Below are 20,077 nucleotides of genomic sequence, written 5' to 3'. Positions count from 1 at the left end.
GCGCGGTCCGCAGCGGCGGGCTCGGGCTGCAGCCGCGGGATCAGGCAGCAGCGGCGAGCGACTCCGGAGCGAACGAGCCGTGCGCGGCCGCCAGCGCGAGGCCCTCGAGCAGGGTCGTGAGCTGGCCGGCCGGCGCGGCGGGATCCTCCGGGTGCCACTGCACGCCCACGACGGGAGCGGTGCAGTGCTCGATCGCCTCGACGACGCCGTCGTCGGCACGGGCGGCGACGCGCAGACCCGGCGCGAGCACGTCGACCGCCTGGTGGTGGGCACTCTGGACGGCGAGGACGTCGCCTCCGAACAGGCCGCCGAGCGCGGTCGCCGGCGCGAGCACGACGCCGTGGCGGTGCATGCGCTGGTGGGCCGGCGCTGACGCGTTGACGTGCACGGCGTCGGCGCCGAGGTCGGGCACGAGGGTGCCGCCGAGGGCGACGTTGACGATCTGGAGGCCGCGGCAGATCCCGAGCAGCGGCGTCCCCACGGCGACGGCGCGCTGCACGAGCGCGATCTGCGCCGAGTCGGCGCGCTCGGCGTGCGGGCCCTCGCCGGGGTAGCCGCGCTCGACGCCGTAGCGCTCGGGCGCGATGTCCTCGCCGCCCGCCAGCAGGATCGCGTCGGCCCCCGCGGTCTGCTCGAGGAGCGCCTCGGTGCCGAGATCCTCGGCGGCGAAGCGCCGCGCCTGCCAGCCGAGCTCGCGGGCCGTCTCGAGCAGGCGCGCGTTGAGGATCTGCACGTACGCGTGGTACTCGTCGCGGCCGGGTCGGTCCCGGGCGACCTCGACGATGGCGAGCGTGCGTGGCATGCCTCCATCCTGAGGCGGCCGCCGGGGGCGGGCGAGCGGAGGCGACACTCGCCGTAACACACGGGCCGTACGATCGCGGAGTGAGCACGCAGCCCCCGCCCCTCCCCGAGCGGCTGCAGCGTGCGCGGGCAGACGTCTCCGTTCTCGCGGGCACCTCCTCCGAGCGCCAGGTGCGACCGCTCAGGGAGGCGATCGAGCGCGTGGCGCTGGCGCCCGAGGGCGGATCCGATCTGCTCGACGCCGTCGAGGGTCTGAGTGCTCTTCTCGCCCGCGCCGAGGCCCAGGTCAGCGGGCTGGAGCGCTCGGTCCGGGACGACCTGGCGAGCGCCGCCACCCTGACCGGCGTCCGCACGTCTGCGCAGCTCGCCTCCGCGACCGACGTGGCGACGGCCTGCAGCGCCGCCAGCGCACTGCTGCTGGATGCGGACGAGGCGCGGGCCGCCGGTGCCCGGCACGACCCCGCCGCGATCCTCGCCCTCCTTCTCGAGGCCGACGCCGCGCTGGACTCCGTCGTCGCCGGCTACAGGGAGCCTCTCGCCCAGGCTCGGCGGCAGCTCATGCTCCTCGAGGCCGCCCGCACCGCCGCGGGGCTCGGGGCCGACGCGGCCGCGCTGCTCGCCGCGGTCCACGGCGACGGCGTGACGGCGGCACCCCGCATCCTCGCCGAGGAGACCCGGGCCCAGCTCGAGGCGGCCGGCCGGCTCGCCGCCTCCGAACCCGACGCGGCCCTCGAGCAGGCGCGCGCGGCGGTCGACCGCGGTCGCTCGGCTCTCGACGAGGCGCTGCTCGACCTCGACGGGCCGTCGGCGGCGCCTCCGCCGGCCGCGGGAGCTCCCGGCGGTGCTCCCGCCCTCGACCCGCTGCCGACCGTCTGAGCCGACGGGCCGGACAGGGGTGCACCGCGCCCGCGGGGGCCGGATCGTGCGTGCCATAGTGAGTCCCATGGCGTCCTTCCTCGTTGTCCCGCAGTGGCAGGGCTCCGCGTCGACGCGGGCCATGCGCCTCGTCGACGGAGCGGAGGCGATCCGTGGCGATCTGCCCTCCTCCGCGACGATCGTCGTCGACGTCCCGGCCGAGGCCGGCGACGCCCAGGACACCGGGATCCGCCGCTACGCATCGGTTGCGACGACCGCCGAGCGGATGCGCGAGGCCCTCCTCGGCCGGGTCGGCCCCGTCGTGACCATCGGCGGCGACTGCGGGGTCGAGTTCGCCGCGGTCGGGCACGCGATCAGGCAGGCGTCCGCACCGGTCGCGGTCGTCTGGTTCGACGCGCACCCCGACGCGAACACTCCCTCGACCTCTCCGAGCGGAGCCTTCTGCGGCATGGTGCTCTCGGCCGTTCTCGGCGACGGGGTGGGCCTCCTGAGCGCTCCCGCCGACGAGCGCGTCCCCGCCGACCGGGTCGTGCTGGCCGGGGTCCGCTCGACCGACCCCGGTGAGCTCGAGGGCCTGCTCGAGCGCGGCGCCCGCCGGCTCTCGGTCGACGAGCTCGATCCGGACGCCCTCGTCGCGGCCGTCGAGGCCACCGGCGCCGGATCGGTGTACGTGCACATCGACCTCGACGTCCTCGACCCGGCCGATCTCGCCGGGCTGTTCGACCCGGTCCCCTTCGGCGTTCCCGCGGCGCGTCTGGTCGCCTCCCTGGAGGCGCTCAGGGCGCGGTTCCCGCTCGCGGGCGCGGGCCTCACCTCCTTCGCCCCCGCCTCCCCGACCGCGGCGGTCGACGATCTGCCCACGATCCTCCGGATCGTCGGCGCGCTGACGCGCGGAGCGTGAGCCGCCGGGCGTGCACTGCGCCCCGGGGCCTGAGCGACCCCCGTCAATCCCCGGTCGCAGGAGCCCCTGTGTCGGAGGCACCGGGCAAGATGGACGGACGCGACCGAGCGGAGGACCGATGACCGAGACCCGACCGAGCGCGGGCACGGATCGCGTCCGTACGCATCGCCGCGGTCACGTCCTCGAGATCGTGCTCGACCGCCCCGAGAAGCGCAACGCCGCCGATCTCGCACTGCTCTCCGGTCTCGCTGCCGCCTACGGCGAGCTCGACCGCGATCCCGAGCTGCGGGCGGGCGTCGTGCTGGCCGAGGGCGAGCACTTCACGGCGGGCCTCGACCTCGCCGACATCGGACCGCGCATCGGCTCCGGCGGCCTCGACTTCGTGCCTGACGGAGGTCTGGACCCGTGGGGGCTCCGCACCCGTCCCGTCTCGAAGCCGGTCGTCATCGGCGTCAAGGGAGTCTGCCTCACTCTCGGCATCGAGCTGGCGCTCGCCGCGGACGTGGTGCTGGCCGAGCAGTCGACCTGCTTCGGCCAGATCGAGGTGTCCCGCGGCATCCTCCCGTTCGGAGGCGCGACCCTCCGCTTCCCCCGCGCCGCCGGCTGGGGCGATGCGCTCCGCTGGATCCTGACCGGCGACACCTTCGACGCCGCGGAGGCGCACCGCATCGGCCTCGTTCAGGAGGTGGTGGCCGACGGAACCGTCGCCACGGCCGCGCACGCCCTCGCGGCGCGCATCGCCGCCCAGGCGCCGCTCGCGGTGCAGGCGGCCCTCGCGAACGCGCGCCTCGCCGTCGCCGAGGGCGATGCGCGGGCGGCGGCCGCGCTCCCCGGCGACCTCGCACGCCTCGCAGCGTCCGACGACGCGCGCATCGGCTTGGAGGCCTTCCTGGCCCGTACGACCGCGGAGTTCACCGGACGATGAGCGACGACACCCTGACCACCGCACCCGCCGGCGGCTCCTCCGCCCTCGACGCGCAGCGGGAGCGCGCGGCCCAGCAGCTCGAGATCCGGCTCCGCTACGGCGACCAGGTCTGGGAGCTGCGAGAGGTCGACCACTTCGCCGTCTTCCTCTTCCGCAGTCGCGCCCGGCGCGCCGCGCGCACGCTCGTCGCCTCGGGGTACGAGATCGCGATCTCGCGCCTCCGCCTGCGGCACGTGCTGGTGGCGAGCCACCACGCCGCGGTCGACGAGGCGGCAACGACCGTGTTCCTCCGCCAGGTGATCGAGGCCGTCGAGCGCGAGGGCGGTCGCTACGACGGCTGGCGGGCCGAGATCGTCCCCGCCCACTGACGACGCATCGGGTTCCCTGACGAGCGCTCGGCGCTCGACACGCCCATCCACCGAGAGGCCGACCGCCTCCGCGAACCACCGGGAGAGACCATGACGAGCGACACACCGCAGCCCACCTCCGACGCCCCTCACGGCACCGTCGACGAGTTCGACCTCGTCGTCATCGGCGCCGGACCGGTCGGCGAGAACATCGCCGACCGCGCCGTGCAGGGCGGCCTCACCGCCGCCGTCGTCGAGAGCGAGCTCGTCGGCGGAGAGTGCTCCTACTGGGCGTGCATGCCCTCCAAGGCGCTGCTGCGCGCGCCGATGGCGATCAGAGCCGCTCGCGATCTGCCGGGAGCGGCGCAGGCGGTGACCGGCGGCATCGACGTTGCCGCCCTCCTCGCGCACCGCGACTCCGTCACCAGCGGCTGGGACGACCACGGGCAGGTGCAGTGGCTCGAGGGTGCGGGCATCACCCTCGTGCGCGGCCACGGCCGGCTCAGCGGTGAGCGCGAGGTCAGCGTGACGGCGCCGGACGGCTCCGTCCGCGTCCTCCGCGCCCGCGCCGCCGTCGCCGTCGCGACCGGCACGACGGCCGTGGTCCCCGACGTCCCCGGTCTCCGCGCCGCGGCGCCGTGGACGAGTCGCGAGGCGACCAGCGCCGAGGTCGTGCCGACCCGCCTGGTCATCGTCGGAGGCGGCGTCGTCGCCTGCGAGATGGCGACCGCCTACGCGGGTCTGGGCTCCTCCGTGACCCTTCTCGCCCGCAGCGGGCTGCTCGCCCCCTTCGAGCCGTTCGCCGGCGACCTCGTCGGCGACTCGCTCCGCTCGCTCGGGGTCGACGTCCGCCTCGGCGGGTCCCCCGCCTCGGTCGAGCGACGTGCCGACGGCACCGTCGCCGTGACGCTCGAGAGCGGGGAGGTGCTCGAGGCCGACGAGATCCTCGCCGCCACGGGCCGGGCCCCGCACACCCGCGATCTCGGACTCGAGACGGTCGGGCTGGAGCCCGGCTCGTCGCTGACCGTGGACGACACGATGCTCGTGCTCGGCGACGACGGCGCCCCGATCGGCGGCGACGCGCCCTGGCTCTACGGGGTCGGCGACGTGAACCACCGCGCCCTGCTGACCCACCAGGGCAAGTACCAGGCGCGCGCCGCCGGCGACGTGATCGTCGCACGGAGCGCAGGCGCAGCAGTCCACGATGCGCCCTGGGGGGCGCACGTCGCGACCGCCGACCACGAGGCGGTGCCGCAGGTCGTCTTCACCGACCCGGAGGTCGCCTCCGTGGGTCTCACGGCCGCAGCGGCTGAGAAGGCCGGCTACCGCACGCGGGTGGTCGACTACGAGATCGGCTCGGTCGCCGGAGCCACGCTCGCGGCCGTGGGCTACACGGGAACCGCGCGGATGGTCGTCGACGAGGACCGCTCGGTCGTCCTCGGCGTCACCTTCGTCGGCAAGGAGGTCGGCGAGCTCGTCCACTCGGCGACGATCGCGGTCGTCGGCGAGGTGCCGCTGTCGCGGCTCTGGCACGCCGTCCCCTCCTACCCGACGATCAGCGAGGTGTGGCTCCGCCTTCTCGAGACCTACGGGCGCGAGAGCGCGTGAGCGCTCTCGGCAGAGCGGTCTCGGTCGTCGCCCTCGACCCCGCGATCACCCGGCCCGGCTACCTCTTCGCCTGCGCGGTGGGGCTGGCCTGGGGGGCGCTCTGGAGCACCGGGCCGATCGAGCGCCGGAACGGCCTGGTCGTCTTCACGGGCATGCCCTCGTGGGCGTTCGGCCGCGGCGGCTCCTGCGTCGGCACGAGCTATCTCACCGACACGAACGTGTCGGACCGCGTCCTCGAGCACGAGGCCGTTCACAAGCAGCAGTGGCAGCGGTTCGGGATGTGGTTCCCGTTCGCGTACCTCGTCGCGGGTCGCGATCCGCTGCGCAATCGATTCGAGATCGAAGCCGGTCTCGAGAAGGGCGGATACCTCCGTGGTCGCTGACATGAAGGGGCGCGTCGTCGTGCTCACCGGGGCGAGCTCCGGCATCGGGAAGGTCGCGGCGGAGGAGCTGGCCGGGGCGGGCGCCACCGTCGCCGTCGTCGGGCGGAACCCGGAGCGGACCCGCTCGGTCGCCGCCGCTGTCGGGGGTGAGCCGTTCGTCGCCGACTTCGATCGGCTCGACGACGTGCGCTCGCTCGCCGACGCGCTCCTCGCTCGGTTCGACGGCATCGACGTGCTCGCCAACAACGCCGGCGGCCTCGTGTCACAGCGCGCCGAGACGGCGGACGGGCACGAGCGCACGATCCAGAGCAACCACTTGGCGCCCTTCCTGCTGACCAGGCTCCTGCTCCCGAGGCTCATCGAGACCGGCCGCGAGCGCCCCGGTGCACGCGTCGTGTCGACCGCGAGTGTCGCGAACCGGTTCGGGAGGCTCTCGCTGCAGGACCTCGACCGCCGGAAGGGCCCGTGGCTGGGCGGGTGGCGCGCCTACGGCACCTCGAAGCTCGCGACGATCCTCTTCATCCGCGAGCTGGCGGAGCGCCTGCTTCCGACTCCGGTGGACGCGTTCTCGTTCCATCCCGGTTTCGTCGCGACCGGCTTCGGCGGCGACTCCCGCCTGATGAAGGCGATGTCCGCGCTCACCGGCGGCTCCTACGGCATCACCGCCGAGGCCGGTGCGGTTCCGCTGATCACCCTCTGCTCCGAGCCCGACGTCAGCGCCGCGAGCGGCACCTACTTCGACGGCCTCAAGCCCGGCGGCGCCGTCGCCTCCCAGGCGACCGACCGCCAGCTCGGCCGCGACCTCTGGACCCTCTCGAGCCGCCTCGTGGGCGTCCCGCCCACCCTCTGACCCTCTCCGGTCCGCTCCACCGCCCGCGCATCTCAGCACCCCGGCCGCGCGCGCGCCGCGCGCCGCGCCCCCTCCAACCTCTGCGAGCGTCGCGGTGCCGTCAGCTGCAAGGCGGAGGAGGGCGCGATACCGGAGGTATCGCAACCGACGACAACGCCGCAGATGACGGCACCGCGGCGCTCGCAGCCAGCTGCAAGGCGGAGGAGGGCACGATGCCGGAGGTATCGCAACCGACGACAACGCCGCAGATGACGGCACCGCGGCGCTCGCAGACTAGTTGGCTTCGGAGCGGCCGGTGCGCCAGTAGCCCATGAACGCGACCCGAGTGCGGTCGAGGCCGAGTTCGGTGACCAGGCAGCGGCGGATGAGCTTGATCGCCCCTGCTTCGCCGGCGATCCAGGCGTAGAGGCCGGGGTCGGTCCTCTCCTCCGGCACCTCCCACAGGATCTCGCTGTCGACGTCGACGTCGGACACCTCGACGCCGCGGTGGTGGGCGGTGAGGAATCGGGTGGCCCAGGCGCGGACGGAGGTGCCCAGCGCGGCGCCGGGTGCCGCACCGCCGTCGCGGACGAGCCAGGTGACGCTCACTCCGACGGGGTGGCGCAGCGGCAGCAGGTCCTCCGCCGTCGGCACCTCGAGGAACGCCGCTCCGGTGGCCTCGTCTCCCAGGCTCTCGAGGATGGCGCTGATCGCGGGCACCGCGGTCTCGTCGCCGGCGAGGAGCAGCGTGGTGGCGGCGCCCGGGTGCCACTCGACGCCTCCGCCGGGGAGCTCGGATCGCGAGTCGGGGGCGACGATCACGACGCGGTCACCGGGCGAGGCCGATTCGACCCAGGCCGAGGCCGGGCCGGTGTCGCCGTGCGCGACGAAGTCCACGTCGACCTCGGAGAGCTCGGGGCGGGTCGCTCGGATCGTGTAGGTGCGCAGCGGGTTCCGCTGCGCGTCGGGCAGCTCCCGCCATCGGGTGTACCAGTCGGGTGCGAGGCCGTCGGGGCCGTCCTCGTCGGCGACCGAGAGCATGAAGTCGTCGGCGTCGGACGTGGGAGTGGGCACCACGAGCTTGATCCGCTGATCGGGTCCTGTGCAGCCGACGGCACCGAGGTCGTCGCCGGTGAGGGTCACGCGGATGAAGTGCGGGGCGATCCGGGTCGCGCGGGCGACGGTCGCGAGGAACGGCCGGTAGGCCGGGCGGGCGGGGGCGTCGGTCATCGGAGGCATCGCCTCAGTATCACACGAGAGGTTAGGCTCACCTAACCCACACGGGGACGACTCAGCGAGACGCGTGCTCGGACGAGGCGCGCAGGCGCGTGTCCACGTCCGAGGCGAGCTCGCCGATGAGCGGCCCGGCTCCGCCGATCCAGGCGCAGAAGTCGTGGCGGTCGTCGGCCCACGGGTAGTCCCGGTCGACGACGGACATCTCGCCCACCCAGGCGCGCACCGCGCGGTCGAGGGCGACGCCGTGTCCGCAGCGCTCCCCCGTGCCGGGTGCGCCCGACCGGGTCGATCGGCCGAGCCAGGTGACGCTGACCCGCCCCGGCGCGGCGAGCGGCGGGATCCCGTGCACGTCGTCGACCTCGATGAAGACCTGGCCGCGGGCGTTCGCGGGGAGCGCGTCGAGGAGGCTCTGGATCCACGGAACGACGGTCTCGTCACCCGCGATCAGGAACTGCTTGACGTCGATCGGCTCCGAGCCGTCGCGTCCCTCGAACATGCACATCGTTGTCAGTATAGGCATGCCTAACCTAAGGGCCAAGAGGCGGAAGCTGACGATCCGCCCGGTCTCACCACTGCGGCGGGTGCCTCCGCTGCCACCGCGCCCGCCGCTCCAGCTGAGCGCCGATCGAGAGCAGGACGGCCTCGCCGCCCGGCCGCCCGATGAGCTGGATCCCCATCGGCAGCCCGTCGGCGGTCCGGCTCAGCGGGAGCGTGATCGCCGGCAGGCCGCTCACGTTCACGAACGAGGTGTAGGGGGTGTACTGGACCTGCTGGGCGAAGTCGTGCTCCGCATCCTCCGGGTCGTACCAGCCGACGGGGCGGGGAGTCATCGTGAGCGACGGGGTGAGGACCGCGTCGAAGGCCGAGAAGGCGGCGATGACACTCCGCTCGAACGCCGAGAGCGTCGCGGCCGCCTCCATGAGGTCGCGCGCGGAGCGGCGTCGACCCTCGGTGACCAGCCATCGGGTCAGCGGCTGCAGCAGGTCGAGGTCGGCGCCCTCGATTGGGAGGGCGGCCGCGCTGCTCTGCCAGAGCGCGCGGAAGGCGGCGGGGTACGCGGCGCTCGGCGGCAGCTCCGCCTCCTCGAGGCCGTGCCCGAGCGCGTCGAGAGCGGCGATGCCCTCGTCGAGTGCGGCGCGCGCCTCGGGAGCCAGGCCGATCTCGTAGGCGTCGTCCCACGGGGAGGCGGTCAGCACGCCGATCTGGAACCGTCCCTCCCCGCGGACCGCCGCCCCGAGGAACGAGCCGTCTCCGTCGCCCGGTGCCGCGAGAGCGTAGCGCTGCGGGATCGCTCCGCTGCGGCGCTCGAGCATCCCCTCGAGCAGGAGCCCGGCGTCGGCGACCGACCGGGTGATCGGCCCGGCCACCGTGAGCCCGCCGACACCGCCCACTCCGGAGGCGGCCGGCACGCGACCCCGCGACGGCTTCAGACCGACGAGCCCGCAGGCCGCGGCGGGGATGCGGATCGACCCGCCCCCGTCGGAGGCGGGCGCGAACGGCAGCAGCCCTGCGGCGACGGCCACAGCGGCGCCTCCGCTGGATCCTCCGGCGCCGCGGCTCGTGTCCCACGGCGTCACGGCCGGCGGCCCGACCCGGCTCTCGGTGTACGACGGCATGCCGAACTCGGGAGCCGCCGTCTTGCCGAGGCTCACGGCGCCGGCGGCATCGAGCACGTCGACGATCTCGTCGGAGGCGTCGGGCACGAAGTCGGCGCGCAGCAGCGACCCGGAGGTGGTGCGCACTCCGGCCCGCCGCCACAGGTCCTTGTCGCCGCTGGGCAGCCCCCAGAGCGCGGCGGTGCGCGGCACGGCGCCGGCGGCGAGCGATGCAGCCCGCGCCCGAGCGAGCTCCGGAGTCACGGTCGTGAAGGCTCCGAGCTCGCCGTTCCACCGCTCGATCCGGGCGAGGTAGTGGTCGACGAGCTCGAGAGGGGTGACCTCTCCGCGCTGCAGCCAGTCCCACTGCTCCTGGGCGCTGAGGTGGTGGAGTTCGAACATGGAACGACCCTATTCGGCCGCCTCTGGAGGGCGGCCGAACAGGGTCGTGGGGAGCCGGGCGCTCAGGCGGCGCGGCTCCCGGTCTCACGGGCGCTCTCGTCGAGGCCGAACCGGCTGCCGGCCGGCACCACCGTGTCGCGGTCGACGCGCGCGCCGGTCGCGATGACGGCGGAGTCGCCGATGCGCGAGTAGCTGCCGATGCGCGCTCCCGGGCCGACGATCGCCTCGGGGCCGACGTGCACGTTGGCGCCGATGAAGGCGCTGTGCCCGATCATCGCGTCGCGGTCGATCCAGCTGCCCGCGCCGATCCACGCGCGCTCGCCGACGTTCGCGCCGGGCTCCACGTAGGCGCCCGTCTCGACGTACGCGGACGCCGAGACGCGCGAGCCGGGGGCGACCATGCCGCGCCCGTTCGCGTGGCGTCGGTAGACGATCTCCTCGTCGGTGCTGCGCGTGCTGCGTCCCTTGTTGATCCCTGTTCCTGCCATATGCCTCGTGCTCCTCCGAGCGGTCCTGTCGACGGGACCACGGGCCCCGTACCGTCATCGGTAGACAACAGCGAGAACCTCTCAGTCATTCCCCGTTCGGGGTGCGTCGACGGCCCGGCTCAGCGGGGCTCGACCCGGTCGGCCACCGCCGTCACGACCGCGCGGAAGCGCTCGGGAGCCGAGCGGATCCGCCGCCGCGCGAGCACGCCGGCGAGGGCCGACGCCGCGGCCGTCGCCACGATCTCGCACTCGATGCGCGAGCCCTCCTCGTCGGCGAGCACCCGCCACTGCTCGACGCCGGCGACCGGCAGCCGTCGGTGCAGCTCCCCGCCCCGGAGCGCGAAGGCGCCGCCCTCCTCGGCGGCGAGCACGTCGGCGAGCGCCGCGAGCACCGGCTCGGGCTCGGCGTGGAGGATCGAGGCGAGGGCGAGGAGGCTCTGCATCGCGGCAGTCTCGCACGGCCGCGCGGCAGCTCCGTCAGGAGCGGGCGTCGAGGACCCGCCGCAGCCAGTCGAAGGAGGCCTTCGGGACGCGGTCGGCGCCGTGCGCGTCGAGGGCGACCAGCCCGTGCGGGCGCGTGTAGCCGTGCTGCCACTCGAAGGCGTCCACCAGGGTCCAGAGCTGGACGGACTCGAGCGGCAGGCCCTCGTGCACCGCCTCGGCGAGTGCGCCGAGGTGGGCGCCCAGCCAGCGGATGCGCTCGGTGTCGACGATGTCGCCGTTGCGGTCGACGGAGTCGGGATAGCTCACACCGAGCGCGGTGAGGACGAGCGGAGGCAGCCGGTCGCCGTAGCGCTCGACGAGACCGCGCAGCACCGCCACGGGCGCCCAGGGGGCGATCGGCGAGCCGTCCCCCGTCTGGTCGAGCTCGGGCCACGGCCTCTCGTGGAACGGGAGTGCGGGCGGAGCGCCGACCCCGGTCGGTGCGGCGGGATCGCGCCCGGCGGCGATGCGCTGGGGCGCGAGGGCAGCGACGCCGTAGAAGTCGAGCGGGGCGCTGATCCGCTCGAGATCGCGCGGGTCGACCCTCTCGAGCCGCTCGAGGAACGCGGGCAGCTCCCCCGGTCCCTCCGGATAGACCCCGGTCAGGACGGCGTCGGCGACGAGCCGGTTGCGGAGGATGTCGGCGAGCGACGCCCACGCGCGGTCCTCGTCCGACTCCGTCGCCGGCTCGACGAGCGCGAGAGCGTCGACGAGGCCGATGCGCCCGGTGACCTCGGCGGCGCGCAGCGCCTCCACGGCGACGCCGTGGCCGAGGAGCTGGTGGTGCAGCGCCGGCAGGGCGTTGAAGAGACGGCCGGCGCCGGGAGCCTGCCGGGTGAGCGCGTACCCCTCGAGCATGACGGTCGACGGCTGGTCGAGGGTGATCCAGTCGGCCACCCGGTCGCCCAGGCGCGAGCCGATCTCGAACGCGACGTCGCCGAAGCGGAACGCGGTGTCGCGGTCCATCCAGCCTCCGCCGAGCGCCGACGGCGTGTCGCGGTGGTGCAGGGTCAGCGCGACGCGGACGCCGGCCTCGGCGAGAGCGTCGAGGACGCGGTCGTAGAAGCCGAGACCGCCGTGGTCGACCGGGCCGCGGCCCTCCGGCTGCAGACGGGTCCACGCGAGGGAGAGGCGCAGCTCGTCGATCCCGAGGTCGACGAGGAGGGCCACATCGTCCCGCCACCGGAGGAAGAAGTCGGTCGCGATCTCGGGCGTCGCCTCGTGGGCGATGGTGCCGCGCCGCAGAGCGAAGTCGTCCCAGACCGAGCGGCCGCGGCCGCCGGCCTCGAGCGACCCCTCCGTCTGGAAGGCGCTCTGGGCGAGACCGATGCGCATCCCCGTCGGCAGCAGCCGCCCGAGCTCGCGCGGGTCGTCGAAGCGCAGGGCCTCGGCGCGCACCTGCCGCCGATCGCGCCCGCGTGCCTCGTCCTCGCTCATGGTTCCTCCGAGCCGTCGTCGATGGGTATATTCTCGCGGAAGCGCTCTCCTGCTCGGACCAGCGCTCCCCCTCGAGGAGGAGCCCCGCTCCTCCCGTCGGTGTACATCCGGCAACGACTGGCGCGGCGCGCTTGACTCTTCTCCCGTGCCACCGTGCAATGGACGCAACGTGATAGCGAGCGTCGACGTGGCAGGGCCGGGGGGTTCATCGGGCGTCCCGATGGGTCGACTCCGTCGAACCCGGAACCTTCCGACGCCGAGCGGTCGGATGCCGGACGGTCCGACGCCGCCGCGTCGGTCGCTCCGCCGCCCGGGCGCGTTCCTCGCCGTCCTCCTCGCCACGCTCGGCGCCGCCGCCGGCCTCCTCGCACCCACCGCCCAGGCAGCCGCCCCGCTCGCCTTCACCTCCCCCGCCTCCGGCACCGTGCTGCCGAGCGGGAGCGTGACCGCGACGGGCACGGGGACGGCCGGCGACGAGATCCAGATCAGCACCCAGGGCGGAGGCGACCCGGTCTGCATCACGAGGGTCGCGGCGGACGACACCTGGAGCTGCGACCTGACCCTCGCCGACGGGCGCTGGGCCCTCACGGCCGTCGAACTGCTCGCCTCGGGCGGGACGACGTCGAGCGGCATCGGGGTGGCGGTGCTCAGCGCACCCGTCATCGAGTCGGTCGACGGATCGGCGACCTCGGCCGGCTCCCTCAGCGGAACCGCCTACCCCGGTGCGCGTGTCGCCGCTACCTCGGACGGCGGCGCCTCGTGCCTGGCCACCGCGGACTCGTCGGGCCGGTGGTTCTGCCAGCTCGCCCCGACTCCTGCGCCCGGCAGCCACCGCGTGACGGCGACCCAGACCGCCTCCTTCGCCGGCAGCACCGTGTCGCCTCCGAGCAGTGCCGTGACGCTCGTCGTCGACACCGCGGAACCGGATGCGCCCGTGCTCGGCTCGCCGAGCTCCGGGACCGCGCTCCCGCTCACGGGAGCCGCCTACTCGGGGACCGGGACGGACGGCACCCGTGCCTACGTCTACGTCGACCGCGTCAACACCTGCGACGCCCCGGTCACCGGCGGCGTCTGGAGCTGCGTCGGCGGCACGGTGACCGCGGGGGCGCACCGCGTCTCGGCCATCGCCGGCGACGCCGCGGGCAACTACAGCTCGCCGAGCCCGTGGATCGACGTGACCTTCGCCGCGGCGACGACGCCTTCGGCCACTCCCACCGAGCCGACCCCGAGTGCCAGCGCCACCACTCCGGGGGCGACGCCCTCGCGCACGCCGGAGGGCGCGACTCCCACCCCCGGCGCCACGTCGCCCCGCCCCACGGCGACCCCGACGCGGCCCGGGCAGGCGACGGCGACTCCGAGACCCGGCGCGACCGCCACGGCGACCCCCGCACCCGCCCCGGCCCCCGACGCCGGCTCCGGCGAACCGCCCGCTGTCGCAGCCCCCGCCCCCGACGGCGGGTCGGCGCCCGGAGGCTGGAGCGCTGCGACGGGGATGACCACGGCCCTCTCCTCCGGCGCCCCCCTCGGGACCATCGCCGACTGGGTGCGCTCGCTCGCCCTGGCTCTGGTCTCGCTCGCTCTCGTCATCGTGCCCGCGCGACTCGCGGTCGCAGGGCGCACGCCCGGTCCGCAGCGCACCTGGCAGCTCACGGGGCGCAATCGCGCCCGCGTCGAGTTCGACGACAGGCCCGAGGCGGCCCCCGTCTCGCCGCGCACCATGGTGGTCGGGATGATCGGCTGCGCGGCCGGCCTCGTCCTCCTCTCGGGCCGGGTCGACAGTCAGCCGGCCTACCTGCGGCTCCTGCTCGCGGTGATCCTCTCCGTCGCGCTCGTCAACGCCGTCGCCGCCGGAGTGCCCGCGGTGCTCGGGCGCAGGCTCGGCCTCCCCGCGATCAGGGTGGTCGCCGCTCCTCGAGCACTCGTGCTCGTCGCGGGCGCCGCTCTGCTCTCGCGGTTCGCGGGCCTGGATCCTGCGTTCCTGTTCGGAGTGGTGATCGGCCTGCTGCTGCCGGAGGGATCGACCGCCCTCGACCGCGCGAAGCTCGCGACGGCGCGGGTCGTGTCGCTGCTCGCCCTGGCGGGGCTCGCCTGGGGCGCCTCCGCCCTCGTGCCGACCGACGGATCGTTCGCCGCGGTCCTCCTCGCGGAGGTCCTGAGCGCGACCACGCTGCTCTCCGTCGGCTCGAGCGTCGTCCTGCTGTTCCCCGTCGGCCGGCCCGCCGGTCAGACCATCCTGCGCTGGTCGCCCGCGCTCTGGCTCGGGCTGACCCTGCTGTCGACGACTCTGCTGTTCCTACTGCTCTCGCCGACCATCACCGCGTGGTCGACCGACGGAGGCGCGGCCCCCGCGGTGTTCGCGGTCGTCGCCTTCAGCGCGGTCTGCACGTCGATCTGGGCGTGGCGCCGGTTCGTCGAACCGGAGTAGACCGCCGGCGGAGAGAGACCGCCTGCAGGACCGGACCGCCGGCCGGAGCGGGCCGCGGCTCAGCCGATGGTGACGAGCTCGCGCACGTCGTCGTCGGGCAGCACATCGACGACGGCGCCGACCGTGAACTCCCCCAGCGTCGCGATGCCGTCGTAGACGCTGAGGAACGCGGTGTCGGCCGCGTCCCGGCCGGTCGCGATCCGCACCAGGCTCGGACGGGGTGCGAGGGTGGTCGCGTCGACGACGTGCCACTCGCCGTCGACCCACGCCTCGGCGACGGCGTGGAAGTCCATCGGCTGGAGGCCGGGAGCGTAGACCGCGACGAGGCGCGCGGGCACGTCGAGGGCGCGCAGGAGCGCCACCACCAGGTGGGCGAAGTCGCGGCAGACCCCTCGGCGGGCGAGGAAGGTCCGCTCGGCGCCGTCCGTCGGGAGGCTCGAGCCGGGGACGTAGGCGAGCCGCGTGCCGACCCAGGAGCTCACTGCGGCGAGCAGGTCCTGCCCGCGCAGTCCCGAGAACTCGGCACGCGCGGTCGCCCACAGGATGTCCGACTCGGCGTAGCGGCTCGGCCGGAGGTAGCGGAGGCGGTCGACCTCCTCCCCGGCGAGGGGCTCGAGACGGCCGTCGACGCCGGCGGTGTAGTCGACGACCAGGCGGCCGCGACCCGCCTCGAGCACATGCAGGCGGGTGCCGTGCTGATCGATCACCTCGCGCGGCGTCACCGGGCGGTCGTCGATCGACATCGCGAGCGACTCCGGAGCCGAGTAGACGGCCGCGACCGCGATCGAGAAGACGAGCGTCGCCGGCTGCGCGACGTCGAGGGTCAGGTGGGCCGAGACATCGCGCTTCATGGTCGCTCTCCGGTGCAGGGGTCGGGCGGTGCAGGGGATGGGCGGTGCGGGACGGACGGTCCCCGGCGCGTCAGGTGACCTGCTCGCCCTTCGGCGGCGGGGTCGGCGCGGCGTCCGGCTCCTGGACGAGCTGGAGCCCGCCCGAGGAGTTCGCCGAGACGGTCAGCAGGTCGATCCAGGTGCGGTTGATCGAGGGCACCCGCCCGCCGAAGTACTTGAAGTAGAGGGGCACGGAGGGGTCCAGCCAGATGCTCGAGCGCCCGTCGCCCACCGCGGGGTCGTCGCGCCACGAGAAGAAGAAGCTCTCGCGCCGGCGCAGCTTGTTCGCGATCACGATCTGGACGTGCGTGAGCGTTCGGTCGTCGAACTCGATCTCGACGCCCGAGGCGCCGTAGAGCAGCTTCCCCATGGAGGCCTCCTGGCCGCCCGTCGCCGGGCGGTGCATGACGGTGCCCGCGGGCACGAGAGGGGGGCGGCGCGGTGAGCACGACCCCCGATGAACCGGAGCGGTGCCGACCCCCGCGACGGAAGCGCGCGCGCTCCACACGGGCGCGAGAACCGCCTGGTGACGACTCTAGGGGAGCCGCCCGGCATGAGCGGGGGATTGACCGTATCGAGACCTGGCGGTAGCCGGAGGCGACCCGCCGGAGCCGCCTCCCGGCGATGTCGGCGGTCGGACGTACGGTACCCGCATGATCGAATGCGGAAGCTGCGGAACCGATGCCCTCGTCCTCGACCGCTCCGGAGCGGGTGACGCCGACGACCTCGTCGTGCTGTGCGCCGAGTGCGCCCCCGGCGAGCTCACCGGCGCGCTCGAGGCCGCACTGCTCGACGGGGTGGTCCTGGTCGAGGCGGTGCCGCTCGAGAGGAGCGCGCACGCCAGAGCGGCGTAGCGGCGCCGTCACCGCGGCCGCGCGGACGGACAGCGACCGACCCCCAAAGACCTGTTTGACGGTCAGCGGGCGGCGGGTGACGATGACCGCATGTCCTCTCTCGACGAACTGCGCGCCACCGCACATCCGCTCCGCCTCCGGCTGCTCTCGCTGGTCACCGGCGCCGCCCTCAGCGCGGCCGAGGCCGCTCGTGAGCTCGGGCTCTCGCAGGCGACCGCGAGCTACCACCTGCGGGTCCTCGAGCGCGCCGGTCTCGTCCGGGTCGTCGAGACGGTGCGCGTGCGCGGCGGCGAGGCCAAGCGGTACCGGCACGAGACCTCCGCCCTGCCCTTCGACGTCGACCAGCCGCGCGAGGCGATCCCGCAGGAGGACCGGGACGCGTACCTCGACGCGCTGATCGAGGAGCTGCGGCGACGCGCGGGCCGACGGGTCGACGGCCCCCAGCTGTCGACGGACGCCGAGCTCTGGGTCGACCCGGAGACCTGGCGACGAGTGGTCCGCCACGTCGGCGAGGCCTCCGCCCTCCTGCACGCCGCCGCGCGCACGCCGCGGTCGCCGGGCACCAGGCCCGTGTCCATGTCGGCCGCGCTGTTCCCCCTTCGACGCCCGTGATCGGCGCGACGGCGCCGCATCCCTCCCCCGGCTCGGACAGCGCGGGACCGCTCGCCCACCGCCCGTTCCGATGGCTGCTCGCGGCGCGGTCGACCAGCATCCTCGGGAACGCGCTCGCCCCCATCGCCCTCGCCTTCGCCGTCCTGGATCTGACGGGATCCGCCGTGGACCTCGGCCTGGTCGTCGCCGCGCGCTCGCTCGCCAACGTGGCGGTCCTGCTGCTCGGCGGAGTGATCGCGGATCGCCTCCCCCGCACGATCGTCCTCGTCGGCGCCTCGCTCGCCGCTGCCGCGACGCAGGGCCTCGTCGCCGCCCTGGTCATCAGCGGCACAGCGACGCTCGGGAGCCTCGTCGTCCTGAGCGTGCTCAACGGCGCGGTCGCCGCGGTGAGCCTGCCCGCGGCCGCGGCGATGGTCCCCGAGACCGTGCCGCAACGGCTCCTCCGGCCGGCGAACGCGCTGCTGCGCCTCGGGCTGAACGGAGGGAGCATCATCGGCGCGTCCGGCGGAGCGGCGCTCGTCGCCGTCGTCGGGCCCGGATGGGGGCTCGCCGTCGATGCCGCGGGGTTCGCCCTCGCCGGCGCGCTGTTCTCCCGGATGGGCCTGCCCGGCGGCGCCCGATCCGCTGCGCCCCGCGGAGGGGTGCTCGCCGACCTCCGCGACGGATGGCGGGAGTTCTCGAGCCGGCGCTGGGTGTGGATCGTCGTCGCGCAGTTCACCGTCCTCAACGCCGCGTTCGTCGGCGCGACGACCGTGCTGGGCCCGGTGATCGCCGATGAGTCCTTCGGCCGGGCGGCCTGGGGTCTGGTGATCGCCGCGCAGACCCTCGGCCTCGCTCTCGGCGCCCTGCCCGCCCTGCGCTGGCGCCCGCGCAGAGCACTCGGCATCGGCGTGGCGCTGATGGCGCTCACGGCGGTCCCTGTCGCGACCCTCGGGCTGGCCCCCGCTCTGCCGGCGCTGCTCATCGCCTTCGCGCTCGGCGGCATCGCCCTCGAGGTCTTCGCGATCGCCTGGGACCAGTCGCTGCAGACGCACGTCCCCCGGGAGGCACTGGCCCGCGTCTACTCCTACGACATGGTCGGCTCGTTCCTCGCCGTCCCGCTGGGCGAGGCCCTGGTCGGCCCGCTCTCCGAGCTCGTCGGCACCCGGAGCACCCTCGTCGGCTGCGCGGCCGCGATCCTCGTCGCCACGCTCCTCGCCGCCTCGAGCCGGAGCGTGCGACGCCTGGGCACGGAGGAGCGTGCGACGCCTGAGCACTGAGGAGCAGCCCGGACGCGGGCGTCGGAAGCTCGGTACCGACGCGGGTCGCAGTCCGCGACAGGGAGGAAGAGTGCCCCCACTGGGACTCGAACCCAGACTGAAACGATTTTAAGTCGTCTGCCTCTGCCGTTGGGCTATGGGGGCGGCCGGTGGAGGCGCGACTGAGCGCGCCTCCACCGGTGATGTCAGGACTTGGCCGGCTCGCCGCCCACGGGGACCGGGGCGCCTGCGGGGCCGGGGGTCTCGGCCGGAGCCGCAGCTGCAGCCGGAGCCGCGGGGCGGGGGCGCGACGCGTAGGTCTCGAACGAGCCGCGCGGGTTCTCGCGGGCCTCGATCGAGGCGATGTCGCGGTCGAGGACCAGGTTGCCGACCCAGCCGCTGACGACGCGGAGCTTGCGCTCCCACGACGGCATGGCGAGACCGTGGTAGCCCCGGTGCATGACCCAGGCCGGGAAGCCCTTGATCGCGATCTTGCCGGACTGGAAGACGCCGATGCCGATGCCGAGACCGGCGACCGCTCCCACGTTCTTGTGGAAGTAGTCCTTCGGGGTCTCGCCGCGGAGGACCGCGACGATGTTCTTCGCCAGGAGCTTGCCCTGGCGCACCGCGTGCTGGGCGTTCGGGACGCAGAAGCCGCCGACTCCGCCTCCGGTGAGGTCGGGGACGGCGGTCGCGTCGCCGGCACCCCAGGCGCCCTCGACCAGGACGTCGTCGTGGCCGACGCGGAGGTCGGCGCGCACGCGCAGGCGACCGCGCTCCTCGATCGGGAGGTCGGAGTTCTTGATCGACGGGTTCGCCATGACGCCGGCGGTCCAGATGATCAGGTCGGACTCGAAGGTCTCGCCGGTCGACAGCTCGATGACGCCGCCCTCGGCGGACTTCAGCTGGGTGTCGAGGTGGACGGTCGCACCGCGCTGGTCGAGGTTCTTCAGCACCCAGTGGCTCGTCTCGAGCGCGACCTCGGGCATGATCCGGCCCATCGCCTCGACGAGGTGGAACTTCGTCTCCTCGAAGTCGATCTCGGGGTAGCGCTTGAGCAGCGCGCTCGCGAAGGAGCGCAGCTCGGCGAAGACCTCGATGCCGGCGAAGCCGCCGCCGACGACCGTGACGGTCAGGAGGCGTGCACGCTCGGGACCGGCGGGCAGCGAGGCCGCCTTGTCGAAGTTGGTGAGGATGCGGTCGCGGATCGCGGTCGCCTCCTCGATCGTCTTGAGGCCGATCGCGTTGTCGGCGACGCCCGGGATCGGGAACGTGCGCGACACGGAGCCGGCGGTGATGACGATCTGGTCGTAGACGAAGTCGTACGGCTCGCCGACGGTCGGGGTGATCGTCGCGGTCCTGCTCGCGTGATCGATCTTGGTGACCTTCGCGGCGAGGATCGCGGTCTTCTTGAGGTGGCGGCGGAGCGACACGATCGCGTGGCGCGGCTCGATCGAGCCGGCCGCGACCTCGGGGAGGAAGGGCAGGTAGGCCATGTAGGGCAGCGGGTCGACGATCGTGACCTCGGCCTCGTTGGGGCGCAGGTACTTCTCGAGCTTCCACGCGGTGTAGAAACCGGCGTAGCCGCCTCCGACGATCAGGATTTTGGGCACTGTGAACTCTCCAGAGGGATGGACAATGCAGACACCCTGCTCAAAGGCGAGTGCCCACTCTCGACGCGGGTGGCAGCACTGACCCCGACTGGGAATCAGCTTAGCGAAGAGCGCGCCGATCGGCAGGTCCTCCC

General features: G+C 74.2%; 21 protein-coding genes and 1 tRNA gene. 11 read left to right on the top strand and 11 right to left on the bottom strand.

Translation table 11 applies throughout. The features are described from left to right. Positions 1–40: 40 nt before the first annotated feature. Positions 41–802, bottom strand: a complete 762-nt coding sequence (locus B9Y99_RS13980; RefSeq protein ID WP_085477152.1) for a gamma-glutamyl-gamma-aminobutyrate hydrolase family protein — start codon at positions 800–802, stop codon at positions 41–43. A gap of 80 nt (positions 803–882) precedes the next feature. On the opposite strand from B9Y99_RS13980, the gene B9Y99_RS13975 reads away from it, so the two are divergent. From B9Y99_RS13975 to B9Y99_RS13945, 7 genes are all read left to right on the top strand, one after another. Continuing rightward, complete coding sequence (locus B9Y99_RS13975; RefSeq protein ID WP_085477151.1) at positions 883–1,677, top strand: hypothetical protein; 795 nt, start codon at positions 883–885, stop codon at positions 1,675–1,677. Between the two features lie 67 nt (positions 1,678–1,744). Next, positions 1,745–2,578, top strand: a complete 834-nt coding sequence (locus B9Y99_RS13970) for an arginase family protein (RefSeq protein WP_085477150.1) — start codon at positions 1,745–1,747, stop codon at positions 2,576–2,578. 118 nt (positions 2,579–2,696) lie between these two features. Beyond that, complete coding sequence (locus tag B9Y99_RS13965) at positions 2,697–3,503, top strand: crotonase/enoyl-CoA hydratase family protein (RefSeq protein ID WP_085477149.1); 807 nt, start codon at positions 2,697–2,699, stop codon at positions 3,501–3,503. After that, positions 3,500–3,871 carry a ribonuclease E inhibitor RraB gene (locus tag B9Y99_RS13960; protein WP_085477148.1) on the top strand — a complete coding sequence of 124 codons (372 nt, stop codon included), beginning with the start codon at positions 3,500–3,502 and terminating at the stop codon, positions 3,869–3,871. Before B9Y99_RS13965 ends, B9Y99_RS13960 begins: the two co-directional genes overlap by 4 nt. Positions 3,872–3,961: 90 nt before the next feature. Beyond that, complete coding sequence (locus tag B9Y99_RS13955; RefSeq protein WP_085477147.1) at positions 3,962–5,458, top strand: dihydrolipoyl dehydrogenase family protein; 1,497 nt, start codon at positions 3,962–3,964, stop codon at positions 5,456–5,458. Then, entirely contained in the window at positions 5,455–5,841 is a 387-nt protein-coding gene (locus tag B9Y99_RS13950) for a Fe-S oxidoreductase (protein ID WP_085477146.1), read from the top strand. The genes B9Y99_RS13955 and B9Y99_RS13950 overlap by 4 nt, the downstream gene beginning before the upstream one ends. Beyond that, positions 5,831–6,691, top strand: coding sequence for an SDR family NAD(P)-dependent oxidoreductase (locus B9Y99_RS13945; protein ID WP_208856958.1), 861 nt, complete (start codon positions 5,831–5,833; stop codon positions 6,689–6,691). The genes B9Y99_RS13950 and B9Y99_RS13945 overlap by 11 nt, the downstream gene beginning before the upstream one ends. Before the next feature lie 273 nt (positions 6,692–6,964). Here the strand turns inward: B9Y99_RS13945 and B9Y99_RS13940 are convergent, their stop codons facing one another. From B9Y99_RS13940 to B9Y99_RS13915, 6 genes are all read right to left on the bottom strand, one after another. Continuing rightward, complete coding sequence (locus B9Y99_RS13940) at positions 6,965–7,909, bottom strand: siderophore-interacting protein (protein WP_244274920.1); 945 nt, start codon at positions 7,907–7,909, stop codon at positions 6,965–6,967. A 52-nt stretch (positions 7,910–7,961) separates the two neighbouring features. After that, positions 7,962–8,408, bottom strand: a complete 447-nt coding sequence (locus tag B9Y99_RS13935) for an SIP domain-containing protein (protein WP_208856957.1) — start codon at positions 8,406–8,408, stop codon at positions 7,962–7,964. 64 nt (positions 8,409–8,472) lie between these two features. Beyond that, on the bottom strand, positions 8,473–9,903 hold the full coding sequence (locus B9Y99_RS13930) for an amidase (protein WP_085477142.1): 1,431 nt from the start codon (positions 9,901–9,903) through the stop codon (positions 8,473–8,475). A gap of 62 nt (positions 9,904–9,965) precedes the next feature. Next, complete coding sequence (locus tag B9Y99_RS13925) at positions 9,966–10,391, bottom strand: hypothetical protein (RefSeq protein ID WP_085477141.1); 426 nt, start codon at positions 10,389–10,391, stop codon at positions 9,966–9,968. Between the two features lie 119 nt (positions 10,392–10,510). Beyond that, complete coding sequence (locus tag B9Y99_RS13920; protein WP_085477140.1) at positions 10,511–10,834, bottom strand: hypothetical protein; 324 nt, start codon at positions 10,832–10,834, stop codon at positions 10,511–10,513. A 34-nt stretch (positions 10,835–10,868) separates the two neighbouring features. Further along, entirely contained in the window at positions 10,869–12,311 is a 1,443-nt protein-coding gene (locus B9Y99_RS13915) for a glycoside hydrolase family 1 protein (RefSeq protein WP_085477139.1), read from the bottom strand. 268 nt (positions 12,312–12,579) lie between these two features. Here B9Y99_RS13915 and B9Y99_RS13910 point away from each other — a divergent pair, with 268 nt between their 5' ends. Then, complete coding sequence (locus B9Y99_RS13910) at positions 12,580–14,736, top strand: hypothetical protein (RefSeq protein ID WP_085477138.1); 2,157 nt, start codon at positions 12,580–12,582, stop codon at positions 14,734–14,736. Positions 14,737–14,795: 59 nt separating this feature from the next. On the opposite strand, the gene B9Y99_RS13905 is transcribed toward B9Y99_RS13910, so the two are convergent. Both B9Y99_RS13905 and B9Y99_RS13900 read right to left on the bottom strand, forming a co-directional pair. Then, entirely contained in the window at positions 14,796–15,587 is a 792-nt protein-coding gene (locus tag B9Y99_RS13905; RefSeq protein WP_085477137.1) for a transglutaminase-like domain-containing protein, read from the bottom strand. 70 nt (positions 15,588–15,657) lie between these two features. Next, the gene (locus B9Y99_RS13900) at positions 15,658–15,996 is read right to left on the bottom strand and encodes a DUF7882 family protein (protein ID WP_085477136.1); all 339 of its coding nucleotides are present in this window, start codon (positions 15,994–15,996) and stop codon (positions 15,658–15,660) included. Positions 15,997–16,279: 283 nt separating this feature from the next. Between B9Y99_RS13900 and B9Y99_RS13895 the strand changes: the two genes are divergently transcribed. The 3 genes from B9Y99_RS13895 (at position 16,280) to B9Y99_RS13885 (ending at position 18,351) form a co-directional block, all read left to right on the top strand. After that, positions 16,280–16,480, top strand: a complete 201-nt coding sequence (locus tag B9Y99_RS13895; RefSeq protein WP_085477135.1) for a hypothetical protein — start codon at positions 16,280–16,282, stop codon at positions 16,478–16,480. Between the two features lie 90 nt (positions 16,481–16,570). Then, on the top strand, positions 16,571–17,092 hold the full coding sequence (locus tag B9Y99_RS13890; protein ID WP_085477134.1) for an ArsR/SmtB family transcription factor: 522 nt from the start codon (positions 16,571–16,573) through the stop codon (positions 17,090–17,092). Further along, complete coding sequence (locus tag B9Y99_RS13885) at positions 17,089–18,351, top strand: MFS transporter (RefSeq protein ID WP_244274918.1); 1,263 nt, start codon at positions 17,089–17,091, stop codon at positions 18,349–18,351. Before B9Y99_RS13890 ends, B9Y99_RS13885 begins: the two co-directional genes overlap by 4 nt. A gap of 71 nt (positions 18,352–18,422) precedes the next feature. Here the strand turns inward: B9Y99_RS13885 and B9Y99_RS13880 are convergent. Next, a tRNA-Leu gene (locus B9Y99_RS13880) sits at positions 18,423–18,495 on the bottom strand. Positions 18,496–18,536: 41 nt separating this feature from the next. Then, on the bottom strand, positions 18,537–19,943 hold the full coding sequence (locus tag B9Y99_RS13875) for an NAD(P)/FAD-dependent oxidoreductase (RefSeq protein ID WP_085477133.1): 1,407 nt from the start codon (positions 19,941–19,943) through the stop codon (positions 18,537–18,539). Positions 19,944–20,077: the final 134 nt, after the last annotated feature.

Origin of the sequence: Rathayibacter oskolensis, from assembly GCF_900177245.1 — a bacterium.
Taxonomy (GTDB): Bacteria; Actinomycetota; Actinomycetes; order Actinomycetales; family Microbacteriaceae; genus Rathayibacter; species Rathayibacter oskolensis.
This window is presented reverse-complemented; position numbering and strand designations above follow the sequence as displayed.

Coding starts and splice junctions, on each gene's coding strand:
- B9Y99_RS13980 (WP_085477152.1), bottom strand. CDS start 802: ATGCCACGCACGCTCGCCATCGTCGAGGTCGCCCGGGACCGACCCGGC.
- B9Y99_RS13970 (WP_085477150.1), top strand. CDS start 1,745: ATGGCGTCCTTCCTCGTTGTCCCGCAGTGGCAGGGCTCCGCGTCGACG.
- B9Y99_RS13965 (WP_085477149.1), top strand. CDS start 2,697: ATGACCGAGACCCGACCGAGCGCGGGCACGGATCGCGTCCGTACGCAT.
- B9Y99_RS13960 (WP_085477148.1), top strand. CDS start 3,500: ATGAGCGACGACACCCTGACCACCGCACCCGCCGGCGGCTCCTCCGCC.
- B9Y99_RS13955 (WP_085477147.1), top strand. CDS start 3,962: ATGACGAGCGACACACCGCAGCCCACCTCCGACGCCCCTCACGGCACC.
- B9Y99_RS13940 (WP_244274920.1), bottom strand. CDS start 7,909: ATGCCTCCGATGACCGACGCCCCCGCCCGCCCGGCCTACCGGCCGTTC.
- B9Y99_RS13935 (WP_208856957.1), bottom strand. CDS start 8,408: ATGTGCATGTTCGAGGGACGCGACGGCTCGGAGCCGATCGACGTCAAG.
- B9Y99_RS13930 (WP_085477142.1), bottom strand. CDS start 9,903: ATGTTCGAACTCCACCACCTCAGCGCCCAGGAGCAGTGGGACTGGCTG.
- B9Y99_RS13925 (WP_085477141.1), bottom strand. CDS start 10,391: ATGGCAGGAACAGGGATCAACAAGGGACGCAGCACGCGCAGCACCGAC.
- B9Y99_RS13920 (WP_085477140.1), bottom strand. CDS start 10,834: ATGCAGAGCCTCCTCGCCCTCGCCTCGATCCTCCACGCCGAGCCCGAG.
- B9Y99_RS13915 (WP_085477139.1), bottom strand. CDS start 12,311: ATGAGCGAGGACGAGGCACGCGGGCGCGATCGGCGGCAGGTGCGCGCC.
- B9Y99_RS13910 (WP_085477138.1), top strand. CDS start 12,580: ATGCCGGACGGTCCGACGCCGCCGCGTCGGTCGCTCCGCCGCCCGGGC.
- B9Y99_RS13905 (WP_085477137.1), bottom strand. CDS start 15,587: ATGAAGCGCGATGTCTCGGCCCACCTGACCCTCGACGTCGCGCAGCCG.
- B9Y99_RS13900 (WP_085477136.1), bottom strand. CDS start 15,996: ATGGGGAAGCTGCTCTACGGCGCCTCGGGCGTCGAGATCGAGTTCGAC.
- B9Y99_RS13895 (WP_085477135.1), top strand. CDS start 16,280: ATGATCGAATGCGGAAGCTGCGGAACCGATGCCCTCGTCCTCGACCGC.
- B9Y99_RS13890 (WP_085477134.1), top strand. CDS start 16,571: ATGTCCTCTCTCGACGAACTGCGCGCCACCGCACATCCGCTCCGCCTC.